The organism is Paenibacillus sp. NPDC056933, assembly GCF_042674385.1.
GTDB lineage: Bacteria > Bacillota > Bacilli > Paenibacillales > Paenibacillaceae > Paenibacillus.
In genome coordinates this window covers 1,657,566-1,682,568 of the sequence record NZ_JBHUQN010000001.1, presented here as the reverse complement: position 1 = coordinate 1,682,568, position 25,003 = coordinate 1,657,566, and the positions used below count along the sequence as shown (strand labels likewise).

General features: G+C 46.0%; 23 protein-coding genes. All 23 read right to left on the bottom strand.

Annotated features, from left to right (window positions below):
• Positions 1–21: 21 nt before the first annotated feature.
• The 23 genes from nusA to ACFTRD_RS07540 all read right to left on the bottom strand — a co-directional run bounded on the left by nusA (position 22) and on the right by ACFTRD_RS07540 (position 25,003).
• The gene (nusA, locus tag ACFTRD_RS07650) at positions 22–1,119 is read right to left on the bottom strand and encodes a transcription termination factor NusA (RefSeq protein ID WP_062326087.1); all 1,098 of its coding nucleotides are present in this window, start codon (positions 1,117–1,119) and stop codon (positions 22–24) included.
• Between the two features lie 123 nt (positions 1,120–1,242).
• Entirely contained in the window at positions 1,243–1,704 is a 462-nt protein-coding gene (gene rimP / locus ACFTRD_RS07645) for a ribosome maturation factor RimP (protein ID WP_062326086.1), read from the bottom strand.
• Positions 1,705–1,962: 258 nt separating this feature from the next.
• Positions 1,963–6,282: a PolC-type DNA polymerase III gene (locus ACFTRD_RS07640; protein ID WP_379378505.1), complete on the bottom strand. Its 4,320-nt coding sequence runs from the start codon at positions 6,280–6,282 to the stop codon at positions 1,963–1,965.
• A gap of 153 nt (positions 6,283–6,435) precedes the next feature.
• Positions 6,436–7,890 (bottom strand): proline--tRNA ligase, encoded by a 1,455-nt coding sequence (gene proS, locus ACFTRD_RS07635; RefSeq protein ID WP_379378503.1) that lies wholly within the window; start codon positions 7,888–7,890, stop codon positions 6,436–6,438.
• Positions 7,891–7,952: 62 nt separating this feature from the next.
• On the bottom strand, positions 7,953–9,224 hold the full coding sequence (rseP, locus tag ACFTRD_RS07630; protein ID WP_379378501.1) for an RIP metalloprotease RseP: 1,272 nt from the start codon (positions 9,222–9,224) through the stop codon (positions 7,953–7,955).
• Positions 9,225–9,337: 113 nt separating this feature from the next.
• The gene (locus ACFTRD_RS07625; protein ID WP_379378499.1) at positions 9,338–10,477 is read right to left on the bottom strand and encodes a 1-deoxy-D-xylulose-5-phosphate reductoisomerase; all 1,140 of its coding nucleotides are present in this window, start codon (positions 10,475–10,477) and stop codon (positions 9,338–9,340) included.
• A 67-nt stretch (positions 10,478–10,544) separates the two neighbouring features.
• Positions 10,545–11,339, bottom strand: coding sequence for a phosphatidate cytidylyltransferase (locus ACFTRD_RS07620; protein WP_379378497.1), 795 nt, complete (start codon positions 11,337–11,339; stop codon positions 10,545–10,547).
• A 16-nt stretch (positions 11,340–11,355) separates the two neighbouring features.
• A complete protein-coding gene (locus ACFTRD_RS07615) occupies positions 11,356–12,123 on the bottom strand; it encodes an undecaprenyl pyrophosphate synthase (RefSeq protein ID WP_192266341.1) in 768 nt (255 codons plus the stop codon).
• Positions 12,124–12,211: 88 nt separating this feature from the next.
• Complete coding sequence (gene frr / locus ACFTRD_RS07610; RefSeq protein ID WP_192266339.1) at positions 12,212–12,766, bottom strand: ribosome recycling factor; 555 nt, start codon at positions 12,764–12,766, stop codon at positions 12,212–12,214.
• Positions 12,766–13,494, bottom strand: coding sequence for a UMP kinase (gene pyrH, locus ACFTRD_RS07605; RefSeq protein ID WP_024630245.1), 729 nt, complete (start codon positions 13,492–13,494; stop codon positions 12,766–12,768). Before pyrH ends, frr begins: the two co-directional genes overlap by 1 nt.
• A gap of 229 nt (positions 13,495–13,723) precedes the next feature.
• Positions 13,724–14,374, bottom strand: coding sequence for a translation elongation factor Ts (tsf, locus tag ACFTRD_RS07600; RefSeq protein WP_062326078.1), 651 nt, complete (start codon positions 14,372–14,374; stop codon positions 13,724–13,726).
• A 118-nt stretch (positions 14,375–14,492) separates the two neighbouring features.
• Entirely contained in the window at positions 14,493–15,191 is a 699-nt protein-coding gene (gene rpsB, locus ACFTRD_RS07595) for a 30S ribosomal protein S2 (RefSeq protein ID WP_047842496.1), read from the bottom strand.
• Positions 15,192–15,466: 275 nt separating this feature from the next.
• Complete coding sequence (locus ACFTRD_RS07590) at positions 15,467–16,096, bottom strand: hypothetical protein (RefSeq protein ID WP_379378493.1); 630 nt, start codon at positions 16,094–16,096, stop codon at positions 15,467–15,469.
• A gap of 3 nt (positions 16,097–16,099) precedes the next feature.
• The gene (locus ACFTRD_RS07585; protein ID WP_379378491.1) at positions 16,100–16,672 is read right to left on the bottom strand and encodes a hypothetical protein; all 573 of its coding nucleotides are present in this window, start codon (positions 16,670–16,672) and stop codon (positions 16,100–16,102) included.
• A 64-nt stretch (positions 16,673–16,736) separates the two neighbouring features.
• Positions 16,737–17,051, bottom strand: coding sequence for a hypothetical protein (locus ACFTRD_RS07580; RefSeq protein WP_192266332.1), 315 nt, complete (start codon positions 17,049–17,051; stop codon positions 16,737–16,739).
• Positions 17,052–17,103: 52 nt separating this feature from the next.
• On the bottom strand, positions 17,104–18,510 hold the full coding sequence (locus ACFTRD_RS07575) for a flagellar assembly protein A (protein WP_379378489.1): 1,407 nt from the start codon (positions 18,508–18,510) through the stop codon (positions 17,104–17,106).
• Positions 18,511–18,577: 67 nt separating this feature from the next.
• Positions 18,578–19,366 carry a FliA/WhiG family RNA polymerase sigma factor gene (locus ACFTRD_RS07570; RefSeq protein ID WP_192266328.1) on the bottom strand — a complete coding sequence of 263 codons (789 nt, stop codon included), beginning with the start codon at positions 19,364–19,366 and terminating at the stop codon, positions 18,578–18,580.
• Between the two features lie 15 nt (positions 19,367–19,381).
• Positions 19,382–19,825 carry a hypothetical protein gene (locus tag ACFTRD_RS07565; RefSeq protein ID WP_192266325.1) on the bottom strand — a complete coding sequence of 148 codons (444 nt, stop codon included), beginning with the start codon at positions 19,823–19,825 and terminating at the stop codon, positions 19,382–19,384.
• A gap of 4 nt (positions 19,826–19,829) precedes the next feature.
• The gene (locus ACFTRD_RS07560) at positions 19,830–20,327 is read right to left on the bottom strand and encodes a chemotaxis protein CheD (protein ID WP_192266323.1); all 498 of its coding nucleotides are present in this window, start codon (positions 20,325–20,327) and stop codon (positions 19,830–19,832) included.
• Entirely contained in the window at positions 20,320–20,913 is a 594-nt protein-coding gene (locus ACFTRD_RS07555) for a chemotaxis protein CheC (protein WP_157284312.1), read from the bottom strand. Before ACFTRD_RS07555 ends, ACFTRD_RS07560 begins: the two co-directional genes overlap by 8 nt.
• Positions 20,914–20,950: 37 nt before the next feature.
• Positions 20,951–21,412 (bottom strand): chemotaxis protein CheW, encoded by a 462-nt coding sequence (locus ACFTRD_RS07550; RefSeq protein ID WP_192266321.1) that lies wholly within the window; start codon positions 21,410–21,412, stop codon positions 20,951–20,953.
• A gap of 42 nt (positions 21,413–21,454) precedes the next feature.
• Complete coding sequence (locus ACFTRD_RS07545) at positions 21,455–23,530, bottom strand: chemotaxis protein CheW (RefSeq protein ID WP_379378486.1); 2,076 nt, start codon at positions 23,528–23,530, stop codon at positions 21,455–21,457.
• A 33-nt stretch (positions 23,531–23,563) separates the two neighbouring features.
• On the bottom strand, positions 23,564–25,003 hold the full coding sequence (locus ACFTRD_RS07540) for a chemotaxis protein CheB (protein WP_379378484.1): 1,440 nt from the start codon (positions 25,001–25,003) through the stop codon (positions 23,564–23,566).

Below are 25,003 nucleotides of genomic sequence, written 5' to 3'. Positions count from 1 at the left end.
TAGCGCCCCCCGTGCTTTACTTTAGTCGACGGAGACGGAATCTTGATGCATTTCCGAAGAAGAATCTTTCTCTCTGCCGAATTCCTGTTCCGCCTGGCTCTCGCTCTTAATGTCGATTTTCCAGCCGGTCAATTTGGCTGCCAATCGGGCATTTTGGCCTTTGATCCCAATGGCGAGGGACAGCTGATAGTCGGGAACAATAACCCGAGCCATCTTTTCTTCCTCGAATACTTGAACTTCCAACACTTTGGAAGGACTAAGTGCATTAGCCACATATTCGTCTACCTGGTCGGAAAAACGAACGATGTCAATTTTTTCACCGCGCAGCTCACCCACAATGGTCTGCACGCGCATGCCCTTCGGACCTACACACGATCCAACCGGATCGACTTCCTCATTGCGGGAATGAACGGCAATCTTGGAGCGGAAACCCGCTTCACGTGCGACGGAGCGAATCTCAACTACACCGTCAAAAATCTCTGGTACTTCCAGTTCAAAGAGACGTTTCAACAAGCCCGGATGAGTACGGGACAAAATGATTTGCGGCCCTTTGGTCGTATTCTCGACCTTGGTGATGTACGCCTTAATGCGGTCACCATGAACAAACTTCTCGTTCGGCATCAATTCGGTCAGCGGCAAAGCCGCTTCGATTTTGCCCAGATCGATGTAGATATTGCGCAAATCCTGACGCTGCACCACTCCCGTAACGATGTCTTCTTCCTTATCTACGAAAGCGTTGTAGATCAGGCCGCGTTCGGCTTCACGAATCCGCTGGGTAACTACCTGTTTGGCAGTTTGTGCTGCGATACGTCCGAAATCACGCGGCGTAACTTCAATCTCCGCAATATCTTCCAGCTGGAAGTGTGGGTTGATTTCCCGTGCAGCAGGCAATGAAATTTCGGTACGTGAATCCAGGACTTCTTCCACGATCAATTTACGGGCATATACACGAATCACTCCCGTATTACGGTTCATATCAACACGCACATTCTGGGCGGTGTTGAAATTACGCTTGTAGCTGGAGATTAATGCCGCCTCGATCGCTTCAAACAGCACATCCTTGCTGATCCCTTTTTCCCGCTCCAATTCATTCATTGCTTCAATAAAATCCATACTCATGAATGTTGATCCCCCTTTCAAACATGGCATCTCATACGTAAAACGGCGAAAGGCTCTGAACTCATGAGCACCTTGCCGTTATCGTGAGATGTGTCTTTTTCATTAATAAAGTGAACAAGGCACTTAAAACAGTATGGCCAGGCGCGCACTCGCTACCTTGTCATAAAGAATGGCATGCTGTTTCTTGCCTGCTTCGATCACAAGTTCCCCGTCATCAAAAGAAAGCAGCTTGCCTTCAAATTCCTTTATTCCATTTACCGGCTCGTAGGTTGTAACAAATACGTTTTTGCCTACGGATTTGGCAACATCCTCCGGTTTTTTCAGTGGACGCTCTGCACCGGGAGAAGACACTTCAAGGAAATAGATGGTCGGAATCGGATCGTTCTCATCCAGCTTGGCACTCAGCTTTTCGCTGATCAAGACGCAATCATCGATGTCGATGCCACCCTCTTTGTCGACATACACCCGTAAAAACCAGTTGCTGCCTTCTTTGACGTATTCGATGTCAACCAGCTCGAAGCCTTGTTCATTCAAGTAGGGTTGGATCATTTCTTCCACGGTAGATTTAATGTTCGTTGTGCTCAAAACCGATAACCTCCAACTTAGGTTACACCAGCAAAAATGACTGGCAAATTCTTCATTACCCAAGATTCTTGTATACCAAAGACTAAAGAGTGGGTTTCCCCACTCTTTAGAAATTCGTACTATCTCGTTCACTTCAAAAATTATAACATAGTCTGGTAATAGTGACAAGTAAGCGATCACTCTGCTATTTTAACCACTAATGAAGAAAAATTTACGTATTCAGATGACAAACCTTGACTGGATGCTCCAATTGCCATTTTAGAACAGTGATAATTGATTGCTTTCCGGCAAACCACGGAAGCATCCCATGCCTGTTAACAGCTCCACAATCGTTTTACTCGCTTTGGACTTCTGTTGGAAATCTTCGATCGACAGGAATTCGCCATGCTCCCTTGCCGCTGCGATATTACGTGCAGCATTATCTCCGATTCCTCCCAATGCTGAAAAAGGAGGAATCAGTGAATTTCCATCAACAATAAACTTGGTCGCTTCCGAACGATACAGATCAATCGGCTTGAGCGAGAAGCCGCGTGCTGCCATTTCCAGAGCCATCTCAAGAACAGGCAGCATATTTTTTTCTTTTGGTGGTGCCTGGAAACCTAATTGCTCAATCTCTACGATCTTCCGATAGATGGGCTCATATCCCTGACATACCAGTTCAATGTCGAACTCATCCGCACGGACTGTGAAATATGTCGCATAATATTCAATCGGGTGGTACAGCTTAAAGTACGCTGTGCGTACTGCCGAGATAACATAAGCGGCCGCGTGGGCCTTCGGAAACATGTACTGGATTTTCAGACAGGAATCAATGTACCATTGCGGCACCTTGCAATTTTTCATCTCATCAATCCATTCTTGCGGCAAACCACGACCCTTACGCACACTCTCCGTAATTTTAAAGGCAAGACTGGCGTCCATACCGGCCTTATAAATCAGGAACAACATGATATCATCCCGGCAACCAATCACCGTTTTGATGTTACATGTTCCATTTTTGATTAAATCTTGTGCATTACCGAGCCATACCCCCGTACCGTGAGACAAACCGGAGATCTGGAGTAGATCGGCAAAAGATGAAGGCTGGGATTCAACTAGCATCTGACGTACGAATTTCGTCCCCATCTCCGGTACACCAAAAGTGGCAACTGGCGAACGAATCTGCTCTGGCGTAACCCCCAGCGCCTCCGTCGAGTTGAACATACTCATGACTTTAGGATCATTCATCGGAATGGTGGTTGGATCGACACCCGTCAAATCCTGAAGCATCCGCATCATGGTTGGATCATCGTGACCCAAAATATCGAGTTTCAGCAAGTTCTCTTCGAAGGCGTGATAGTCAAAATGTGTTGTCTTCCACTCCGCGTTTACGTCATCAGCCGGGAACTGTACAGGTGTTACATCTTCCACTTCAATATAATCCGGCACAACGACAATACCACCGGGATGCTGTCCTGTACTACGTTTAACCCCGGTACAACCCGAAGCCAGACGGTTCAGCTCAGCCCCGCGCCATTTCTTATGATGTTCTTCCTCATATTTCTTGGCAAAACCAAACGCCGTTTTCTCAGCGACCGTACCAATCGTCCCCGCACGGAATACACTCTTTTCACTGAAAAGCACCTTCGTGTAGTTATGGGCATGCGGCTGATAATCACCCGAGAAATTCAAGTCAATATCGGGAACCTTGTCCCCTTTAAAACCAAGGAAGGTCTCAAACGGAATATCTTGTCCTTCGCCTTTTAATCGGCCTCCACAATCAGGACATTCTTTCTCAGGAAGGTCAAATCCACTCGGCACACTGCCGTCCAGGAACCATTCACTGTGCTTGCACTCCGGATTCACACAAATATAGTGTGCTGGCAACGGGTTAACTTCGGAAATACCCAGGAAAGTAGCAACTACAGACGAACCTACTGAACCCCGGGAGCCGACAAGATAGCCATCCTGATTCGATTTTTTAACCAAACGTTCCGAGATCAGATAGTTGGCAGAAAAACCGTATTTGATAATTGGCTTCAATTCTTTCTCGAGTCGTGCCACAATGACTTCCGGCAGTTCTTCACCATAAATCGACTTGGCGGTATTATAGCAGGTATTACGGATTTCATCGTCCGCGCCTTCCAGAATCGGGGTAAACAGCTTGTCCGGGAACAGTTTAATTTCTTCAAATCGATCAGCCAATTCCACCGTATTCGTAACGACAACTTCGTAGGCTTTCTCTTGGCCCAGGTACTGGAACTCTTCCAGCATTTCATCCGTCGTTCTTAGGTGAGCATCCGGTTTGCGTTGATCTTTAAGCGGGCTGAATCCTGTAATTCCGTGAATGGTGATATCCCGATATAGCTTGTCGCGCGGCTCCAGATAATGCACGTTCCCTGTGGCTATGACCGGTTTCCCCAATTTTTCACCAATGTCGACGACTTTACGAACAGCGAGCTTCAACTCTTCAGGTGTAGCCACCAGCCCTTTGTCCACCAAATGCATATACATCGTCAGAGGCTGGATCTCCAGAATGTCATAGAAATGAGCTATCTCTTCCGCCTCTTCAAGTGATTTGTTGAGCACAGCCTCGAAAAATTCACCTTTTTCACAACCGGATAAAATAATGAGACCTTCTCGCAAATTGATCAGCTTCGATTTTGGAATACAAGGCACTCGTTTGAAATGCTCCGTATGAGAAAGTGATACCAGTTTATAGAGATTCTTTTTGCCGACATCGTTCAAAGCATAGATTCCGCAATGGAACGGACGCGTATTCGAGAGATCAACGCCGACGTAATCGTTCAGCCGATCCAGCATGGTCAAACCTTTCAGCTGGGCAGCATCATTAACCAATCCATTCAGTATGCCTGCGAGCGCGATCGTATCGTCAATCGCCCGGTGATGACTTTCCAGTGCTACTTTATATTTATCCGCCAGCGTATTCAGACGGTGGTTCTTCATTTTTGGATATAACAACCGCGCCAGTTCCAACGTATCAAGGACAGGATTTGGAAGCTCAGGCATACCAAGCTGTTTTAGCGACGCCTGAATAAATCCCATATCGAATCGCGCATTATGCGCAACCAATACGCCATCTCCGGCAAACTGTACAAAATCACGGATAACCGGTTCCAGCTCAGGTGCATCCTTCACCATCTCATCATTAATGTTAGTCAACTGCTGAATGTTATATGGAATGCGCTCATGCGGATTCACAAACGTAGCAAAACGGTCTACCTCTTTACCGTCTTCCATCTTCACTGCCGCAATCTCGATAATCTTGTTCTGGGTCACAGACAGACCTGTGGTCTCGATATCAAAGACGATGTATGTCGCCGACTTAAGTTCCAACGGCTGCGGTGCCATAACAACAGCAACCGAATCGTTCACCACATTGGCCTCAAGGCCGTAGATCATTTTAATTCCGTTTTTCTTGGCCGCTTTGGACGCCTCTGGATACACCTGCACACCGCCATGATCACTTACCGCGATAGCTTTGTGTCCCCATTCTGCTGCAGTCTTTACATATTTGTCGATCGAAGTTACGGCATCCATAGTGCTCATGGTGGAGTGCAGATGGAACTCAACCCGTTTCTCAGCTGCATTATCCTTGCGGGATGGTGGTGCTTTTACTTCCACCAAATCCGACGGAATCATGGCGAGTTCCGGGATTTGCATGAACCGATCATACTCTACACGGCCACGAACTTTCACCCATTTACCGTTGGCCAACAGGCTTAGGATTTTGACATCCTCTTTCGTTTTGGCAAACATCTTCATTTGCATGGAATCCGTGAAATCCGTCAGATAGAAAGTAAACAAGGTATTCCCGTTCCGCAATTCCTTGCGATCCAGACCAAATACCGTACCCTGTAATGTAACTTTTTTCTCTTCATCCTGAATTTCCTGCATGGGTACAGGTGGTTCCTTGATCTCATATCCCATCTGTAAGCGAACATCGCCCTGTTCTTCCTCTTCAGGCATTTCCGAGTCTACTTCACTCATCATCTGTTCGATGACTTGAAGCTCTTCTTCCCGCTTCTTGAGCTGGAATTGCTCCATCGCCTCTTTGTTACTTCCAACCTCACCAACCAGCATTTTGACGCGCAAGGGCAGTTGAAAATACTTATCATAAAAGGCGGTTATAGCCAGATCGATCTGCTTCTTCTTCGCAAGCTCCAGCGACATGGTATCACTCATGGTCAATTGAAGCAGATCCGCCTCACATTCAAACTTCGTACGGTTCATCCAACCGTTAACGGACGGGATCTCCCGGGTAACCCATTCAAGGAACAAGTTCCAATACTCGCTGACAATATCACTAATCTCGACCTGCTCACTATATTTAAAACCAAACGTAATCTTGGAAATATGATTCATCTTCTCCTGGATGTGCAGGCAAAATGTGCGATAGATGGGAGCAGGAACCAAGGTATCCTTTGCAATTACAATCGTCCAGTCACGGTTGCTGCGACTTGTCTCCACCCGTTCAATCCATCCATCCAAAAAGTAGGGCTCGACTAGGCCAGCCGGAAGCTCCGTCTGTTTCATCAACAACTCAAACCGTTTTCTCTTCTCCTCGAATCCACTCATCGTGTTCCTCCTTGTACCCCCTTAAAAAAGAAAAAGCCTCTGCATTCAAAAATGTCCCCGATCCGAACCCGCACCGACTCATTTTATCCGACAGAAGCTCTCCATTCCTTACGTCTTACGGTGAATAAGTGCTGTTAGTCAAGTCTTCCTGACTTAGTACGCTCTTGCAAACACTACCGTGTGTTTCGCCTGTTCACCACAAGCCAGGCACGTATGCTTTTCTTCCGCAGGCTGGAACGGAATGTTCCGGCTTGTTGCACCTGTTACTTCTCTTACTTTATCTTCGCAAGTTTCTGAACCGCACCATCCAGCCAGTGTGAACCCGCGTTTATTTTCCATCAGTTCTTTCATCTCATCCAGTGTATCCACCGAATAGAAGTTGTCCGACATAAAGGTGCGAGCCCGTTGCAGCATATCCGCCTGCACTTGAGTGAGCATCGCCTGGATTTCTTCCACCAGATTGGCTTGTTCTATGACTTTCTTCTCTCCTGTGATCCGGGAAACGAGTACACATACACCGTTTTCCATATCACGCGGACCGATTTCGAGACGGATCGGAACACCTCGCATCTCGTATTCGTTGAATTTCCAGCCTGGGCGAACATCACTGCGATCATCCATTTTCACACGAATTCCTGCTTGTTTCAGTTCACCGAACAATTCATCCGCACGGCCTACAACAGCATCACGTGTTTTTGGCGGGCCAATCGGAATCATAACCACTTGTGTTGGTGCAACTTTAGGAGGAAGCACAAGACCACGGTCATCTCCGTGAACCATGATTAACGCACCGATCAGACGCGTGCTTGTTCCCCATGAAGTGGTGTGAGCCAGTTCCAACACGTTGTTGCGGCTAAGATACTGGATCTCAAATGCTTTTGCAAAATTCGTACCCATATAATGAGAAGTTCCGGCCTGAACTGCACGTCCGTCCTTCATCATCGCTTCGATGGAGAAAGTATCTACAGCACCCGCAAATTTCTCTGATTTTGTTTTCTGACCTGTAATGACGGGAATCGCCAGATATTCTTCCACCACTTCGCGGTAGATTTCCAGCATTTTCATCGTCTCTTCACGTGCTTCTTCCTCTGTCTCATGCGCCGTATGCCCCTCTTGCCACAGGAACTCACTCGTACGAAGGAATGGCAAGGTTCTCTTCTCCCAGCGTACCACGTTAGCCCACTGGTTGATAAGCACCGGCAAGTCACGATAGGACTGAATCCACTTGGAGTACATGTGACCAATGATGGTTTCCGAAGTTGGACGAATCGCCAGACGCTCTTCCAGCTTCTCACCGCCCGCTTCTGTTACCCAAGGCAATTCAGGATTGAATCCTTCCACATGCTCTTTTTCTTTTTGAAAAAAGCTCTCGGGAATGAACATTGGGAAGTAGGCATTACGATGACCCGTTTCACGGAAACGGCGGTCCATCTCATCTTTGATATGCTCCCAAATTTCGAAGCCGTCTGGTTTGAAAACAATACATCCGCGCACGGGTGAATAGTCCATGAGATCAGCTTTTTTAATAACATCAATGTACCAGCGTGAGAAATCTTCACCCTGAGGTGTAATTTCAGTCACGAACTGTTTATCATTTTCCTTTGACATAAGACTCCAGCGTCCTCCCATAACGACTATCTCTGAACTATCAGAGCGTAGTCAAACCATAATTATCCGTTAATCAAACGTAGTATATCATTGTATGTTACAGCCAGCATCAGTACAAACAGCATGGCGAATCCGACAAAATGGACCATGCCTTCCCGGTTCGGATCAACCGGTCTGCCCCGCAGTCCTTCAATACCAAGGAATACAAGACGGCTACCATCCAGCGCCGGAATCGGTAACAGGTTGAAAATACCAAGATACAGGCTCAAGATTGCTGCCCATCTTGTCAACTGTTCAATCCCCTGCTTCGCGATTTGGCCTGTGACCTCAAATGTACGAACCGGGCCACCTATGTCATCCATGTTGAACTGATTAATCAGATGTTTAAAGCCTTCAAAGATCACTTTGGTGGTATCGACCATCGCAATTCCCGAAACCTTAAAGGTTTCCACAAATCCAACAGACCGGGTTGGCAATGTAGGTACAATTCCGACCTTACCACCCTCTTGACCTTCTACAGCACGAGGGGTGATCGTTATATTAAACGTTTCATTCCCCCGACGCAATGTCCATTCCATTGGCTTGTCTTTGGAATCGGCAATCATCTTCACCATTTTTTGCGAATCTGTACCAATAGCAGTACCATTAATGGTTTCAATGATATCTCCCTTTTGCAGGTTCGCCTGGTAGGCAGCTCCACCTTCGAGCACTTCACCAATTTCCAGATTTTTCGGATTTTCAACCGGAACTCCAGCCATTTGGGTATAGACCGCAAACAATACAAATGCCAAGATAAAATTCATGAGTGGTCCAGCAAAAATGGCCATTGCCCGTTGACCCACCGTTTTACTGCCAAATTGGCGATCTTTCGGTGCGATCTGGGTTTGCTTGCCACGACTTACCAGCATGGCTTGCGGATGTATCCGATACTGCTGAACTTCGCCATCCACATCAAGTTGCAGTTTTAATGCATTCTCCATATCGATGGAGATCACTTCACCACGAATTACATTTTTACGGTTATCCAACTGATCAAGGTAGATCATTTTCACTTGGTCATCAGCCGATCTTACGGCAATAGTCTGACCTTCCTGAATCTCTACCAGCTCCGGATCTTCCCCTGCCATACGTGCATATCCGCCAAATGGCAGCAAGCGCAGTGTGAACTGGGTCTCGTTTCTTTTATATGAGAATAATTTGGGACCAAAACCGATCGCAAATTCCCGTACAAGAATACCGGCGCGCTTGGCAAAATAATAATGCCCCCATTCATGAACCGTCACGATGACAAAGAACATGAGCACCGTTAGAAATACCACTTGTATGGTTTCCAATCCCTATCCATCCTCCTTCACGGCACGAACCGCAGTCTGTCCCTTTAGATTATCATTATTCTCTGATGCCGCACAAGAGAATCACTTCTTCCATTTTGTTTCGAAAAAAGAGATTACAGACGAGACGCAAGTTGACGACTTTCCTGATCACATCTTGCAATTTCAGCCAAATCAGGCTCGTCTACATTGCGGTGTACTTCCAGCACAGAAGCAATAATATCCTCTATTTTAAGGAATGAAATCTCTTTACGCAAGAAACGGGCTACGGCAACCTCGTTGGCTGCATTAAAAGCTGTTGTCGCGGTCCCACCCATTTTACCACACTCGTATGCCATTCTTAAACAAGGGAACCGCTCCATATCCATTTCACTGAAATGTAATTTGCCTGCTTGTGCCAAAGACAGACGCTGGGCAGGAGATGGCAAGCGGTCTGGATAGGTCAATGCATACTGGATGGGAACACGCATGTCCGGATTGCCAAGCTGCGCAATAATACTCGTATCCTTGAACTCCACGTAGGAATGAATAATACTTTCCGGATGAAGCAGTACATTAATCTGATCATAAGAAAGACCGAACAGCCAGTGCGCTTCAATGACTTCGAGACCTTTGTTCACCATCGTTGCTGAATCAATCGTGATTTTGGAGCCCATGGACCAGTTGGGATGTTTGAGTGCGTCTTCCACCGTAACTTCCTTTAACTGCTCGCGAGTCAGATCACGAAATGATCCACCAGAGGCTGTAAGCGTAATGCCCATCAAGCGTTCACGCGGTTCTCCATTTAAACATTGAAAAATAGCCGAGTGCTCACTATCTACCGGTAAAATGGGAACTCCTTTTGCATTGGCTCTCGCCGTTACAATATGTCCCGCTGTAATCAGCGTTTCCTTGTTAGCCAACCCGATCTGTTTGCCCGCATCAATTGCAGCCAAGGTCGATTCAAGCCCGATACTCCCCATTACAGCAGTAACAACTGTATCTGCATCCGTTCCAGCAGCAACTTCCACCAGTCCTTCTTTGCCATAAAAAAGTTGCGTTCCAGCAGGCAAGTGCGGAGCTACCGTCTCTGCCAACTCTTTCGAGCCAACGGACACCTTTTTGGGCTTGTAGAGCTTCGCTTGCTCAATCAGCAGATCTATATTGCTACCAGCAGCCAATCCTTCTACTTGGAAGCGTTCAGGATGCATATCGACTACATCCAGTGTCTGGGTTCCAATGGAACCGGTTGACCCGAGAATCGAAATTTTTTTCATGCTGCACCTCATCTTTATTTATCCGAATGCCTGTGACAAATCACTCGACATTGGCTTGCAATTATCTTTAATAGGGCAGAAGCATTAGTATATGTACGAATGGAAAAACAACGATCCAGCTGTCGCACCGATCCAGAATGCCACCATGCCCCGGGAGCAGGTTACCGGAATCCTTGATGTTGTACACACGCTTGTAAGCAGATTGAATCAGATCTCCCATCTGTCCCACCACGGCGCATGCTAGACCAATCCATATTGCCCTTTGCCAAGTCAACAAGCCGTCTGACACCCATGCAAAAACAACAGAAGTCACAATCGCGATGACAATGCCACCTATTGCACCCTCCACTGTTTTGTTCGGACTGATTGAGGGCCACAACTTGTTTTTCCCGATAAGTTTCCCTACAAAGTAGGCACCCGCATCGCTTGCCCATATGGAACCCAATAACAGAAACGTCCAGAACAATCCGTGATGCAAATGTCTGGATTCTGCAATGTAATAAAAACCGATTCCTATATACAATACTCCCAGAAACAGCATAGCTACTGTATTTACAGGAATTTTATTTTTAGTGACTACAGAGGCCGTCATCAATAAAAGCATCACAAGCCAGCCGATCTGGAACATCGTTAAAGGCCTTGCTTCCCATACCATTTCCCAAGGAAACACAATCGCAAAAATGCCAGCATATCCGATCAGGGCTACACCCGAAAAAGGCTGTACCCCGGTCATTTTTACAAATTCATAATAACCGATGAGAGCCATAAGCAATACCAGGCCGTGGTACCAGGGTCCGCCCAGCATGCAAAAACCCAAAAACAACACACCTGCTATGATTCCTGTCGTTAATCGCTGTTTCAACGGCTTCATCCTCCATCTATTTCAAACCGCCGTAACGCCTTGTTCTGCGCTGATATTCGGCTACTGCTTCAAGCAGATGCTTTTTGCCAAATTCGGGCCAGTATATATCCGTAAACCATAATTCGCTGTATGCAAGCTGCCAAAGCATGAAATTACTCAGCCTTAACTCTCCACTCGTCCGAATCAGCAAATCCGGATCAGGCATATTGGCAGTCAACATATGTCTGTCAATGAGCTCAGGTGTAATGTCCTCTGCCGATAAGTTCCCCGACTTTACCTGCAGAGCGATCTGTTTGACACAGTCTGTCATTTCGTGGCGACTTCCATAATTCATTGCAAAATTCAAAACAAGCCCTGTGTTATGTTCCGTTAGACGGATTGCTTCACGCAAGGCATTAATGGTATGAGAAGGCAAATGCTCTTCTTGCCCCATCATGCGAATACGTACATTTTTTTCTATAAGTTCATCCAGCTCTATCGCCAGAAATTCTTGCGGAAGTCGCATCAGAAAATCCACTTCTTCTTTTGGACGTGTCCAGTTTTCTGTTGAAAAAGCGTACATCGTCAGATATTTGATGCCCAGTTCATCCGCCGCGATGGTCGCACGTTTGACCGCCTTCATCCCATTCTGGTGACCAGCTATTCGTGGGAGGCCCAAACGTTTGGCCCATCGTCCATTGCCGTCCATGATGATGGCGACGTGCTGCGGGATATTATCCTCGGATATAGTCAGCGTTTCCTGCTTGTCAGCCCCATTCCACCACGACCGAACCCGTTTGATCATTCCTGTTCCTCCAAAATCCCTGAAGTTTCTTCACCTGAAGCTTGAAAAAGAGACAAAACCCCACCGTATTGGAGGGGCTGCGCTTGTCTTACACTTCCATAATTTCTTTTTCTTTGGCAGCGAGTACCTTGTCGACTTCAGCAATATACTTGTCAGTCGATTTTTGGATATCATCCTGATGTCTCCGGGACTCATCCTCGGAAATGTCTGACTTCTCCATTTTTTTGATATCATCATTCGCATCACGGCGAATATTACGAATCGCTACTTTACCTTCTTCACCGAACTTTTTCGTCAACTTCACAAGTTCTTGTCTGCGTTCTTCCGTAAGTGCTGGAATGGACAGACGAATCATAGTTCCGTCGTTCGCTGGCGTTAGGCCAAGATCGGATTTCATAATTGCACGCTCAATGTCCCCCATGGAGGATTTATCCCACGGCTGGATCATCAATGTCCGGGAATCCGGTGTACTGATATTAGCCAATTGGTTGAGCGGAGTCATTGCACCGTAATACTCCACTTGAATCCGGTCGAGAAGAGCCGGAGTTGCACGACCTGCACGCAAAGTGGCAAGATCACGTCGTAACGCTTGAATTGCTTTATCCATACGTTCTTCGGCATGTTTTTTAACCGCTTGTGGCATTAATCTACACTCCCTTTAACGATTGTCCCGATGCGTTCACCAAGAACAACACGTTTGATGTTACCTTGTTCCGTAATGGCAAATACGATCAACGGAATGTTGTTGTCCTTACAAAGCGAGGACGCCGTTGAGTCCATTACACCAAGATCTTTGTTAAGTATATCCATGTAAGTCAACTGATCAAACTTGACAGCGGTGCTGTCTTTAAACGGATCTGCTGAGTATACACCATCGACTTTATTTTTGGCCATCAAAATGACTTCTGCTTCGATCTCTGCTGCGCGCAGTGCTGCTGTTGTATCGGTGGAGAAGAACGGGTTACCTGTACCTGCTGCAAAAATAACGACCCGGCCTTTCTCCAGATGACGAATAGCTCTACGACGAATATAAGGCTCTGCGATTTGTTGCATGGCAATTGATGTCTGTACGCGTGTAGGCACTTCGATCTGTTCCAGTGCATCTTGCAGTGCGAGCGAGTTCATTACCGTCGCCAGCATGCCCATATAATCCGCAGTTGCTCTATCGATGCCGTTTTCGCTACCAGCAATTCCGCGCCAAATGTTTCCCCCGCCACATACGATAGCAACCTGTACACCAAGTTCAACCACTTCTTTTACCTGCTGGGCAATCGACGAGATCGTCTCTGCATCAATACCGTAGCCGTTTTGACCGGAAAGAGACTCTCCGCTGACTTTCAAGACAACACGTTTAAATACTGGCTGTTCCAATTGTTCACCCTCCACTTTGAATTGAACACCTTCGGCGTTCAACCAACAAAACTTCTCGCGCATGGCCTCCTGCTTAAAAAGAAAGGAACACAGGTGTGTTCCGCTCTTTTAGGAAAAACGTTCATCCGGTAAGGCAATGTTTTCCTGGGATATAAGGGAGTAGCGCTTCGAAGTTTCATCATTCTTATATCTTCGAAAATCATTCCTGCTTGCCGGTTTGAAAACCGTCTTATTTGTTTACTTGGGACATAACTTCTTCTACGAAGTTGTCTACTTTTTTCTCAAGACCTTCACCCAGTTCATAACGAACGAAACGACGGATGGAGATATTTTCACCGATTTGGCTGATTTTTTCGTTCAACAGTTGGGAGATTGTTTTGTCAGGATCTTTAACAAAGGTTTGCTCCAACAGGCAGAATTCTTCGTAATATTTACCGATACGGCCTTCAACCATTTTCTCAACGATTTTTTCTGGTTTGCCTTCGTTCAAAGCTTGAGCTTTCAAGATTTCTTTCTCTTTTTCCAGCTCTTCTGTAGGAACTTCTTCACGAGTAACAAATTTCGGGCTCGCTGCTGCGATTTGCATAGCGATGTCCTTAACGAAATCTTTGAATTGGTCTGTTTTACCTACGAAGTCAGTTTCGCAGTTCACTTCTACCAATACACCGATACGTCCACCTGCGTGGATGTAAGATTCTACAACGCCTTCAGTTGCTGCACGGCCAGCTTTGCTAGCTGCTGCTGACAGACCTTTTTCACGCAGCAGTTCAGCTGCTTTCGTGATGTCACCGTTTGCTTCTTCCAATGCTTTTTTGCAATCGAGCATACCTGCGCCCGTTTTTTCACGGAGTTCTTTTACTGCACTCGCATTAACTGCCATTATTAATTCCCTCCAAAAAATAAGTAATTGTACGTACACTCTAAAAAAAGGGCAGTGAGAGGTTATCCACCTACCAACCACCCTTTTCATTTAATTTCATTCGTTATGTTCGAATCTATTAAGCGGAAGTTTCTTCGCCTTGGTTAGCTTCGATTACAGCGTCAGCCATTTTACCTGTCAGCAATTTAACAGCGCGGATCGCGTCGTCATTACCCGGGATAACATAATCGATCTCGTCCGGATCGCAGTTGGTATCAACGATACCTACAATTGGGATACCCAATTTGCGAGCTTCAGCAACAGCGATACGCTCTTTGCGTGGATCGATAATGAAGAGGGCGCTTGGCAGGCCTTTCATATTTTTAATACCGCCGAGGAATTTCTCCAGACGATCTTTCTCTTTGCGAAGCAAGATTACTTCTTTTTTAGGCAATACAGCGAATGTACCGTCTTCTTCCCAAGCTTCCAATTGTTTCAAACGATCGATACGTTTTTGAATTGTTTGGAAGTTAGTCAGGGTACCGCCGAGCCAACGTTGGTTAATGTAGAATTGACCAGCGCGTTCAGCTTCTTCTTTAACGGAATCTTGAGCTTGTTTTTTCGTACCCACGAAAAGAATTGTACCATTCTCTCCTGCGATTCCTTTAACGAAGTTGTAAGCCTCTTCGACTTTTTTCACTGTCTTTTGCAAGTCAATGATATAAATTCCGTTTCTTTCAGTGAAGATATAACGATCCATTTTTGGGTTCCAACGACGAGTTTGGTGACCGAAGTGTACCCCAGCTTCAAGAAGCTGCTTCATGGAGATTACTGCCATCTTCACACACCTCCTAATATGGTTTTTATTGTGTCCTCCGCCGGCATCATTTTTCGCCAAGACTCTCCATCAGGAAAGCACCCTCAACAAAATTAGCACATGCGTGTGTTTTAACACCGTTATCTAATATATCATAAGTGAATGCCTGATGCAACAATCTTTCAAACTAAAATACCATGCACCTGAAAGTTAACTGTAAGGACTACATCCATGTTCCTTGAAGACCCGCAGGGCTTGTCGCGAACGATATAAAAAACCGTCCTGCCTGAGCGCACTCAGCTTGACGGTTCTTTTGTAATCTTGGCGATAATCGATTGGAAGCTTTCACCCTTTTCCAACGCATATGTGCCGACTTGTATTTTAGTGTTAATTCGCTCTGCCCTGCCTGCCTTTATAAAAGCCTCAGCGTTATCAACAATACCGGCTTTCTCCAAGTTCCCTGCCACTATGGCTAGACTATTGCCTGGACGGACTTTGAAGGACACTTTTTCCAATTGAGGACTGCTTGGTGTCGACGGTTCCGTTGTCTTTGGCTGACTAACTTTGCTCTGTGCGTCATCTTCGTTAGCGGCAGGTTGCTGCGGCTTCTCCGGTTGCTCTGGTTTCTCAGCCGACTTTGCCGCCTCGGGTGGTGTTGCCGTTTTCCCCTGCGGTTCGCTGCTTTCCTGCTTTTTCTTCTCTACCCACTCTGTTTCGGTATACAGCTCATCTTCTGTACCTACCAACTTCATATCCATACTCTTCGCAGCCATTTCAAGCTGTTCCTTCGTCAGATTGGCTGTGACTTCCTCCGGATCGAGATTGCTCTCAGACAACGCATTCTGCCCCACCGTTGCAAGCTGTAGCAGCACTGCCCCGACAATCATGCCACTTCCAAGTCCAATCCATAGAGAGCGTTTGTCCATCTGTTAGCTCTCCTCCCGTTCTGCCAGCTGTAAGATCAGCTGCACTTCCCCACGTTGTATGCCTGTCTGCTTGGCAATGGAATCCACAGATTTACCTTCGGCGTATAAATTAAACAGCTCTGCATAACGTTCCTTAATAGAGTCACGTACAGGGGGAGACTCTGGCTCAACAACCTGCAAATTTGCTTCTGAAACCTCTGGTGCAGACTCAAATCTTACACTATCTAGAAGCGCTCGGGCTTGCAACCCGCTTGAATTGTGAATCGAAGCGGCATTGGCATGCACTTCCGCTTCTATCATTTTTCTGTTTTCCAGTTCAGCCAATCTCTGCTGTAATTCCTGAAGCTGAGTTTGCATTCGCTGATCTGCTGCAGCGGCTTCGCCCTTCATTTCAGCAACACGCTGGATGAGCGCATCATTGTCGTTTTCTATCTCAGCCATATAATGCTCAAGCGTGGACTCCATCTCTTGCACCAGGTGATGCCCAGGCTCCTGCACCTTGTCTTTCTTGGGCATGATAAGTGCATATGCAATTGCGCAGGCTCCTAATATGACAATAATGATCCATGGTGACAAATTGGGTTCTCTCCTTTAATGCAGCCGTCGTGCTCAAGATTTCATGTCAGTCACAATTCATCCATTACAACGACAGATCAATATGTTTTCCTTTGTATGGATGTTCGGCAGGTTTGATAGTCTCCTGCACTAAAGCAGATTCAGCCTCATTGGAGCCGTTCTGCTGCTCTTTGTTTTTGGATTGACCATCGCGTACATTAGTGTGTGCTGTTTCATCCAGCGCCTCGCTTCGCTGCCTTGCCTCATTTGCTTCTTTGGCTGTTTGTTCCGCAAGCAAGCTCTGGTCCGTAACCGGTCTCTGCTGGGTTTCACTCTGATAACGCCCTGCCTCACTTGTTCTAGGTACGGCAATCTGCAACTCAACCGCTTTGAAACTCATACGCTCACCTCACGGTATCGGATGGATTTCTTCATGTGCTTGAATGCTGTACTTAAATGAACGGGACCATCGTTATATCCCCATCATGATAATAAAAAGATATTCGACTTACCGGATCTTTAATAAATTTGGTGTATCTGCCGATAACTATTTTAGAGCCACCATAAATCATCTTATGAATATCAACACGAGCCCTACTTGTATCTTCAAGTACCTTCTCGATTTCAAAGATACGTGTTTTCGTCTCCTCACTAAGACGAAGCGCAGACTTTTGTGTAGCACTCAGCTTGATGCGCATAGACATTTTGTCCGGACTCAATTGCCCTGCTGCAGCTAACTGATCCAGCAATGTCAATGCTTTCTTCGTTTTATCCAAGGCATCCATTTGCTCCCTGACTTCCTTGCGCAAGTCGGTCAGCTCATTACGGAGTTTTGGCAATACTCCTACTTCAATGGAAGTCACAGTAGACATGCTGTTGCCGACAACGCGTGCTGAGACGTTTTCGCCAGCCTGAATCGACCCGCCGACGATAAGTCCTTTTGTACCTTCACAAATCACTGCATTTCCTGCACGAATAGTGGAATGCATGATGCTTTGGGAGACGATAACATTTTCAGAGGCATCGACATTGCCCTCTTGTATAAAGGTACATTTCACGTTATGTCCGGCTTGTACTAACCCTTTGTTATAGCCAATAATGCCGCCGGAAATTTCGACAGAGCCACCTGCTTCCAGCTCCGCTCCCTCGACACCGCCGACTACACGGATATCGCCCGCTGCTTTTATCTTAAATCCGGTAAGCACATTACCACGTATGACAACCGTACCCACAAAATCAATGTTGCCAATGTTATAATCGACATCGCCATTGATTTCATATACAGGAAAGACATTCAATTTGTTGCCATCTGTCTTGGTCACCAATCCATCCAGAGCGGCGTACATTGCAGATCCTTCAGGATCAACTACAACATTTTTCCCAACCTTGAAGCGGGCTTCTTTCCCAGGCCGAAATGGAATCTCTTCTCCTGTGACAGCCCTGCCCACCGTACCATCTATTGGAGGAATCCGTTCCGCAATAATCTGACCTGACCGAACATTGTTTAAGCGGGTTACTTCTTTGTAGTCGACTTTTCCATCTTCCGCTTCCAAAGGCCGCCGTTCATTGTCATCCATACCTACCAGTACCTTGATAAATCCATCCGTTCCCTGCACTGGTTTAATCCCTTCGGCAATTTTGTACTGAGCCTTTACATATGCTTCTGGATGACTTACAAAAGCGAGCATTGCATCGCGCAACACACCATACTTAATCCCCTGGCTCCCTATATATTGTTCGAGCTCATCCAGTGTGCAGGTAAAATCTTCTTCCTGTTTGGAAAATTCAAGGTAGGCCGTACTTTTATCATCTGATAAAACAATGCTCAAACACTGTTCCAAAACAGTTTGTTGTGTCAATGCATTTCTTCCTCCTTTAGACTTTCCACTCCCCAAAATCCGTATATTAAAGCTCTCTATTCATCTATTAATCTTTACGCATAAGTAAGTCTTTCTGTTTATCCAGCGTTCCACGTAACCGCAAGATCGCCTTCGAGTGCAATTGAGAAATACGTGACGGAGATAGGGACATAACCTCGGCGATTTCACTTAGAGACAGATCCTCATAATATAAAAGAGAAACTACTGTTCGCTCTTTGACTGTCAATTTATCAAGTCCCTGCACTAAAGCTTCCTTCAAATAAAATTCATTCACTTTATGATCCGGATTTTTGGCTTTCTCATCGATCATTAATGAGAGTCGGGTTTCAGACTCTTCTTCGCGGATCGGGTCTTCCAGGGAACAAAGTGACATGACAGCTACTTCCTGAAGCATATGTTGAAAATCTTTTGTGGATACGTCCAGATACTGACTCATTTCTTCGTCACTAACGGAGCGTAAATAGGTCTGCTCCAACTGCTGATACGCATCTTCAATCCGTTTTGCTTTCTCCCGCACGGAACGAGGCACCCAGTCTCCCTGACGCAAGCCATCAAGAATTGCCCCACGTACCCTCCAGGATGCATACGTTTCAAATTGCAAACCGCGTTCATAATCAAATTTCTCCAGAGCATCAATCAAGCCCATAACTCCGTTGCTCTCAAGATCATCTTTGGGAACATTTTTTGGCAGACCAACAGCTAAACGCCCGGAAACATAATTTACAATATGCAAATACTTTTCGATCAAACTTTTCTTGGCTTCAAGATCTCCATGTTCTTTCCACTTTTCCCACAAATCGGCGTGGTTCAAATGTGAAGCTTTACGCTCGTTCAATTGCTTTCACCCTCCTTATTTGTCTGTCAGGTGACGAACGGCCTGCGCCAACTCCTCCGGATCTTTGGTCCGGACAAGTTTAGGCGGATCCAAAGGGGCGAATCCCGTTGGAGCTTTCGTCTCAGATGGTGGAAGCGTATCCCCAGAGGAGGCGTTCTGTCCACTCTTGAGCAAGTCGTTCAGCTCTTGTCCATCGTCTTCGAGTTTGATGTCCACCTGTGAACCTCTTAGTTCTTGAGCGCCCGGTGAATCATAACCATATCCATTCCCCTCTGATGAAGGGTTCAGCAGCAATCCCAGTCCCCAGCGTAAACCATAAGCAAGGACAAACCAGGCTACAAAGCCGATTAACCCGCGAATTAAACTGGTCGTCAACACATTGCTGCTGTATGCTACAAAAAAAGTCAGAATAAATCCGACTATGCCTGCTCCAAGATTAATGCGGTAGTTTCCTATCATCGTCTTATAGTTCCTTTACACCCATTTGGACACTTCGAATAGTCAAAAGTCCAGTTTCACAGTCCATTTCAATGGTTCTTCCATAATTCCCACCCGTATCTTCGGCAAGAAGAGGAATTCCCAGCTTTCCTAACCATTCCCGACAAGAGTCCGCATTCCTTGGTCCGATACGCATCGTGTCCCCTGCCCCCGAGAAGGCAAACATCTGAGAACCTCCAGCCATTTTAGACACAATACGTGAACGAGATGCACCCAGTTGTATCATTCTTTGTAACAATTCCGGCAATGCTGTATCTGCATATTTGGCTTTGTTCAAATTCCCTTCCCGGGCAATCTCTGAAGTGGGGAGCATCACATGCGCCATTCCGGCAAGCTTTAAGTGCGGATCATACATTGTTAATCCTACACAAGAGCCTAAGCCAGTCGTACGGATTACGCCGGGAAGATGAGCAATGTTCAAATCCGCCATACCGACTTTAACGACGCTTTTGTCCTCAATCATGATTTAGTGGCACCCCTAAAGATTCAAATATCTTTGCAAATGACGGCGGATCCGGAATCAGGAAAAATTGACCCTCTACCTGATCTTCGCCTTCAAAGAAAGAAGTGTCAATCAATAATGCATCGTCGCCCATTTCCCCAAACTGCAGCAAACCATAACTGAGAATAGCACCTGCCATATCGATCGCAAGTCCAGGAACGGTCGGATACATGGATAACTTCGTGAAATCAGCCAATGAAGAAAGGTACGATCCCGCCAAAATATTCCCGATTTCAGATAAAGCTGATTGTTCCATATCGGTGAAGGTGAGGCCTTCCTTCAGATCAAAACCAGCAAGACGGTTCAGCAGCATTCTGGCAGCCTCGGGTGTCATCATAAAGAACAGATTACCTGGTGCTTCGCCTTCTACACGAAGAAATACAGTAACAACGATGCGTTCATCTCCACCGACTGTTTCAGCCACTTCTTCAAAAGGGAGCATTTGTACTGTTGGTACACCCATATCAATCGGTCTATTGAGAAGCTGAGACAACGCCGTTGCGGCGTTGCCTGCCCCAATGTTACCGACCTCTTTGAGCACATCCATTTGGAATCCCTCAAATCGGTTGAACAGTTCCACGGTGTTAGCCCTCAATGCTTTCCAGCTGAACAATCTCGCTTTTATTTAATACTTCGTGCAGGTTCAGCATAATCAACAAGCGTGAATCCTCCAGCTTAGCAACCCCACGCAGGTATCTTGCTTTAACTCCACCAACCACTTCAGGGGGGGTATCAATAGCATCACGCTTGATGTCAATAACATCATTGGCAGAGTCAACGATAAAGCCAACTTGCATATCATCTACACCTACAATGACGATACGAGTTTGATCCGTGTATTCTGATTCTGGCAAAGAGAAGCGACCACGCAAATCAATTACAGGTATAACCACACCACGTAAATTAATAACTCCTTTTACAAAGGAAAGGGTTTTGGGAACACGGGTAATGGGCATCATGCGTTCAATGGTCTGAACCTTGTCTACCTCAATACCATACTCTTCGGAACCTAATTTAAAGACAATGACTTTCAACTCTTCTTCCATGTAAAAAACCTCCCTATTAAATGTAAGTCTTAGCTTGCATGCTTATTTAATAAATGCATTAGGATCAAGAATCAGAGCGACTTGTCCATCTCCTAGAATGGTTGCTCCAGAAATCCCCTCAATGGAAGGAAGATAAGTACCCATTGATTTAAGCACGATCTCACTTTGCCCGATAAATTCTTCCACTGCAACAGCTGCAAGACGTTCACCTTTGCGAATCACGACAATTTCGGTTTCTTGCTCATCTGCATCATTGAAATCAGGCACTCCAAAAACTTCACTCAAGGACAAGTATGGAATTAGTGATTCACGGAATGTAATCATTTTGTTTCCATGAATGTTGCGCACTTGTTGTCGCTGAACAATAGCTGTCTCCACAATGGAGGACAACGGAACAGCGTATTTTTCAGATCCAAGACGAACAAGCATCGCAGCAATAATGGACAGCGTCAATGGAAGCTGAACCGAGAAGTTGGTACCCTTACCTGGTGTCGAATGAATGGTTACATTACCACCAAGGGATGTAATTTTGGATTTTACAACATCCAAGCCTACTCCACGGCCAGAGATATCCGAGATTTTGTCTGCAGTACTGAATCCTGGTGCGAACAACAACTGGTTTACTTCATCGTCGCTCATCTTGGCACCTTGTTCTTCCGTTACGACTCCACGCTTGACGGCTGTCTTCAAAAGATTGTCCCGATAAATTCCTTTACCGTCATCTTCAATCTCAATAAATACATGGTTTCCGCTATGGAAGGCACGAAGGTTAACTGTTCCCATCTCCGGTTTGCCTGCTGCCACGCGCTCAGCGATCGATTCCACACCATGGTCAACGGCGTTACGAAGTAAATGAACCAGTGGATCACCAATCTCATCAATAACGGTGCGATCAAGTTCCGTTTCGGCACCTGTAATTACCAGATCAATCTTTTTATCGAGTGTTTTGGCCAGATCACGAATCATGCGCGGGAAACGGTTGAATACTGTATCCACGGGAACCATCCGCAATTTCAGTACAATATTTTGCAAATCCGTACTGACTCTACTCAGATGAGCTACCGTATCCGATAAATCATTGTTGCCTGTCTCACTGGCCAATTGCTCCAGACGGGAACGATCGATTAATAGTTCGCTGAACAAGTTCATCAGTACATCCAGACGTTCAATATCCACGCGAATGGTGCGTGAAGGTGCCGCTGCTTGTTTAGGTGGCGCTGGTTTGGAAGCTACCGGCTTTGCTTCATCTTTTGATGAATCTTTCGTATTCAGTGATACAGCTTCTGGTGCAGGAACAGGTGCATCTGCTACTTCAACTGCTGCAGCGACCTGATTAGTCATCTGCTGTAGAGTTTCTTGATCCAGTTGAATGACTTTGGCACTTTCAATTTCAGAGATGCTCATAATACCTTTTTCAAGTTCCTGCGCCTCTTTGGTCGTTATGTAATACAACGAAAAACTGCGCTCGAACTTCTCTTGCTCAATATCCTGAACTGTTGGGAACGATTTGACCACTTCTCCTGATCGTTCTAACAGATCAAAGACCATATATGCACGTACACCCTTTAATTGGCTCTGCTCGCTGACAAGAACCTCAATATAGAGCACACGGTGGCCTTCAGCTATGGATTGATCCAATACGGAGTACTGGAACTCGTCCAATTCAACCGCGCTTGGGGTTGATGTGTTTGGTGATTGGTTTGCATCTGCTGCTGCTGGAGCGTTCCCCCCTGTCCATTCACCATTCTCAATGGCTTGGAGCGAAGCAACGATGGAGGAGACATCCGCTTTACCCTCTCCACCTCCAGTAATATCCTGAACCATTGTTTCCAAAGCATCCAAACTCTTGAACAGGGTATCAAATATGAAATCCTGCATTTTCAACTTTTCGTTACGTACTAAATCCAGTACATTTTCCATTTTGTGTGTCAGTGATGCCAGATCCTCAAAGCCCATTGTAGCAGCCATACCTTTCAACGTATGAGCTGAACGGAAAATGACCTGAACAATTCCCAGATCCTCCGGATTGCCTTCGAGTTGAAGCATATTTTCGTTAAGGGACTGCAGATGATCATTAGACTCATCAATAAACATAGATAAATACTGATTCATGTCCATTGTGAGGCACCTCCTCCATAAGTTACACTCCGTTTATTTGACAGCTTGAACAAGTTTCGGCGCAATCTCCTGCAGTGGCAGAAGATTGCGCACGCATTGCAATTCCACAGCAGAGCGCGGCATACCATACACGACACAAGTTTCTTCATTCTCGGCAAAGGTAGATGTAACACCTGCTTCATACAATTTTTTCATCATACGAGCACCATCACTGCCCATACCTGTCAGTAAAACCAGATGTCTCTGCAATGATGTATACGGCAACAGTGACTCAAACATTGTATCCACCGAAGGCCTGTGTCCATTTACCGGTTCTTCTTCCGTCAGCTTTACGGTAAACCTACCATCTGCTGTTTTACTGACTTTGATATGAAAACCACCAGGGGCAATGTAGGCCGTTCCTTTTCGGAGAACCATGCCTTCCTCTGCCTCTACGACGTGCAATTCACTGAACGTATTCAGTCGTTGCGCTAGCGATCGGGTAAAATTGGGCGGCATATGCTGAACAATAATGACCGGCGCCGGTAAATCACCTGGTAGTTGCTCCAGCAAAGTCTTGAGCGCTCTTGGCCCCCCAGTTGAACAACCAATGGCCACAAGTTTGTTAAATGATCCATCCGTTCCTCCTGCTCCCTTATGAGACGGACTTGCTTTGGCAATCTCTTTGGATGGTAACGAAGAAGTTGCGGCTGTCTCATGTTCTGCCAATCTTGATATATTGGGAAAACTTTTTTCTTTGGGAAGTTGCACAGGCTTGCTTGGCTTTTCTAGTTTCTCTGCTTTAGTATCCGCTGCTCGTTTTGCATTTCGCAAGGGTTCCAGCTTCTTATCCGGACGTCCCGCACTCTGGTTCGTCGGAGGTGGACTCATCTGCTTCGTTCTAGCTGGCAAAGGTTCTGTTTTGCCATTCCCAAGTCGTGTGCTCGGCAGACCCGGTTCTATCGTTTTTTTCCTATTCATTTGTCGGTCTGATGCTGGTATCTCTGCCTGTATTCCTTTAGACGGATGCATCAAGTTACTTTGCGATTCATCCCGCTTCTTCAGGGATGCTTCACGCTCAGCTTTTCGCTTGATTTCATCCATAGCCGCCCGCATCCGTTCCACCAGAGCTTTACCTACTTGTGCAATATCCTGATCATGCACAATCGATGGCTTACGAATGAAGTCAAATGCACCAGCCTCAAGTGCCATGATCGTCTCTTTCATGCCCTGTTCATTGATACCCGAAAGCATAATTACCGGAACGAAAGACTGTTTCATGATCGATTTTAAGGCGTCCAACCCGTTCATTTCTGGCATTTCTACGTCCATTGTGATGATATCAGGCTTCAAATCTATTACTTTTTGAATCGCTTCCCTGCCGTTTGATGCTGTTGCCGTAACTTTAAACTCCGAATCCGCTTCAATTAAATCTGAAACGATTTTACGCATAAAAGCGGAATCATCGACAACCAATACTTGATACACCGCCAT

Excerpts from the sequence above, each read along its gene's own strand:
- nusA (WP_062326087.1), bottom strand. The coding sequence starts at position 1,119 with ATGAGTATGGATTTTATTGAAGCAATGAATGAATTGGAGCGGGAAAAA.
- ACFTRD_RS07640 (WP_379378505.1), bottom strand. The coding sequence starts at position 6,282 with ATGAGTGGATTCGAGGAGAAGAGAAAACGGTTTGAGTTGTTGATGAAA.
- proS (WP_379378503.1), bottom strand. The coding sequence starts at position 7,890 with ATGTCAAAGGAAAATGATAAACAGTTCGTGACTGAAATTACACCTCAG.
- ACFTRD_RS07625 (WP_379378499.1), bottom strand. The coding sequence starts at position 10,477 with ATGAAAAAAATTTCGATTCTCGGGTCAACCGGTTCCATTGGAACCCAG.
- ACFTRD_RS07615 (WP_192266341.1), bottom strand. The coding sequence starts at position 12,123 with ATGATCAAACGGGTTCGGTCGTGGTGGAATGGGGCTGACAAGCAGGAA.
- frr (WP_192266339.1), bottom strand. The coding sequence starts at position 12,766 with ATGCCACAAGCGGTTAAAAAACATGCCGAAGAACGTATGGATAAAGCA.
- tsf (WP_062326078.1), bottom strand. The coding sequence starts at position 14,374 with ATGGCAGTTAATGCGAGTGCAGTAAAAGAACTCCGTGAAAAAACGGGC.
- rpsB (WP_047842496.1), bottom strand. The coding sequence starts at position 15,191 with ATGGCAGTAATCTCCATGAAGCAGCTTCTTGAAGCTGGGGTACACTTC.
- ACFTRD_RS07590 (WP_379378493.1), bottom strand. The coding sequence starts at position 16,096 with ATGGACAAACGCTCTCTATGGATTGGACTTGGAAGTGGCATGATTGTC.
- ACFTRD_RS07580 (WP_192266332.1), bottom strand. The coding sequence starts at position 17,051 with ATGAGTTTCAAAGCGGTTGAGTTGCAGATTGCCGTACCTAGAACAAGT.
- ACFTRD_RS07565 (WP_192266325.1), bottom strand. The coding sequence starts at position 19,825 with ATGATAGGAAACTACCGCATTAATCTTGGAGCAGGCATAGTCGGATTT.
- ACFTRD_RS07560 (WP_192266323.1), bottom strand. The coding sequence starts at position 20,327 with ATGATTGAGGACAAAAGCGTCGTTAAAGTCGGTATGGCGGATTTGAAC.
- ACFTRD_RS07555 (WP_157284312.1), bottom strand. The coding sequence starts at position 20,913 with ATGGATGTGCTCAAAGAGGTCGGTAACATTGGGGCAGGCAACGCCGCA.
- ACFTRD_RS07550 (WP_192266321.1), bottom strand. The coding sequence starts at position 21,412 with ATGGAAGAAGAGTTGAAAGTCATTGTCTTTAAATTAGGTTCCGAAGAG.
- ACFTRD_RS07545 (WP_379378486.1), bottom strand. The coding sequence starts at position 23,530 with ATGGACATGAATCAGTATTTATCTATGTTTATTGATGAGTCTAATGAT.
- ACFTRD_RS07540 (WP_379378484.1), bottom strand. The coding sequence starts at position 25,003 with ATGGCGGTGTATCAAGTATTGGTTGTCGATGATTCCGCTTTTATGCGT.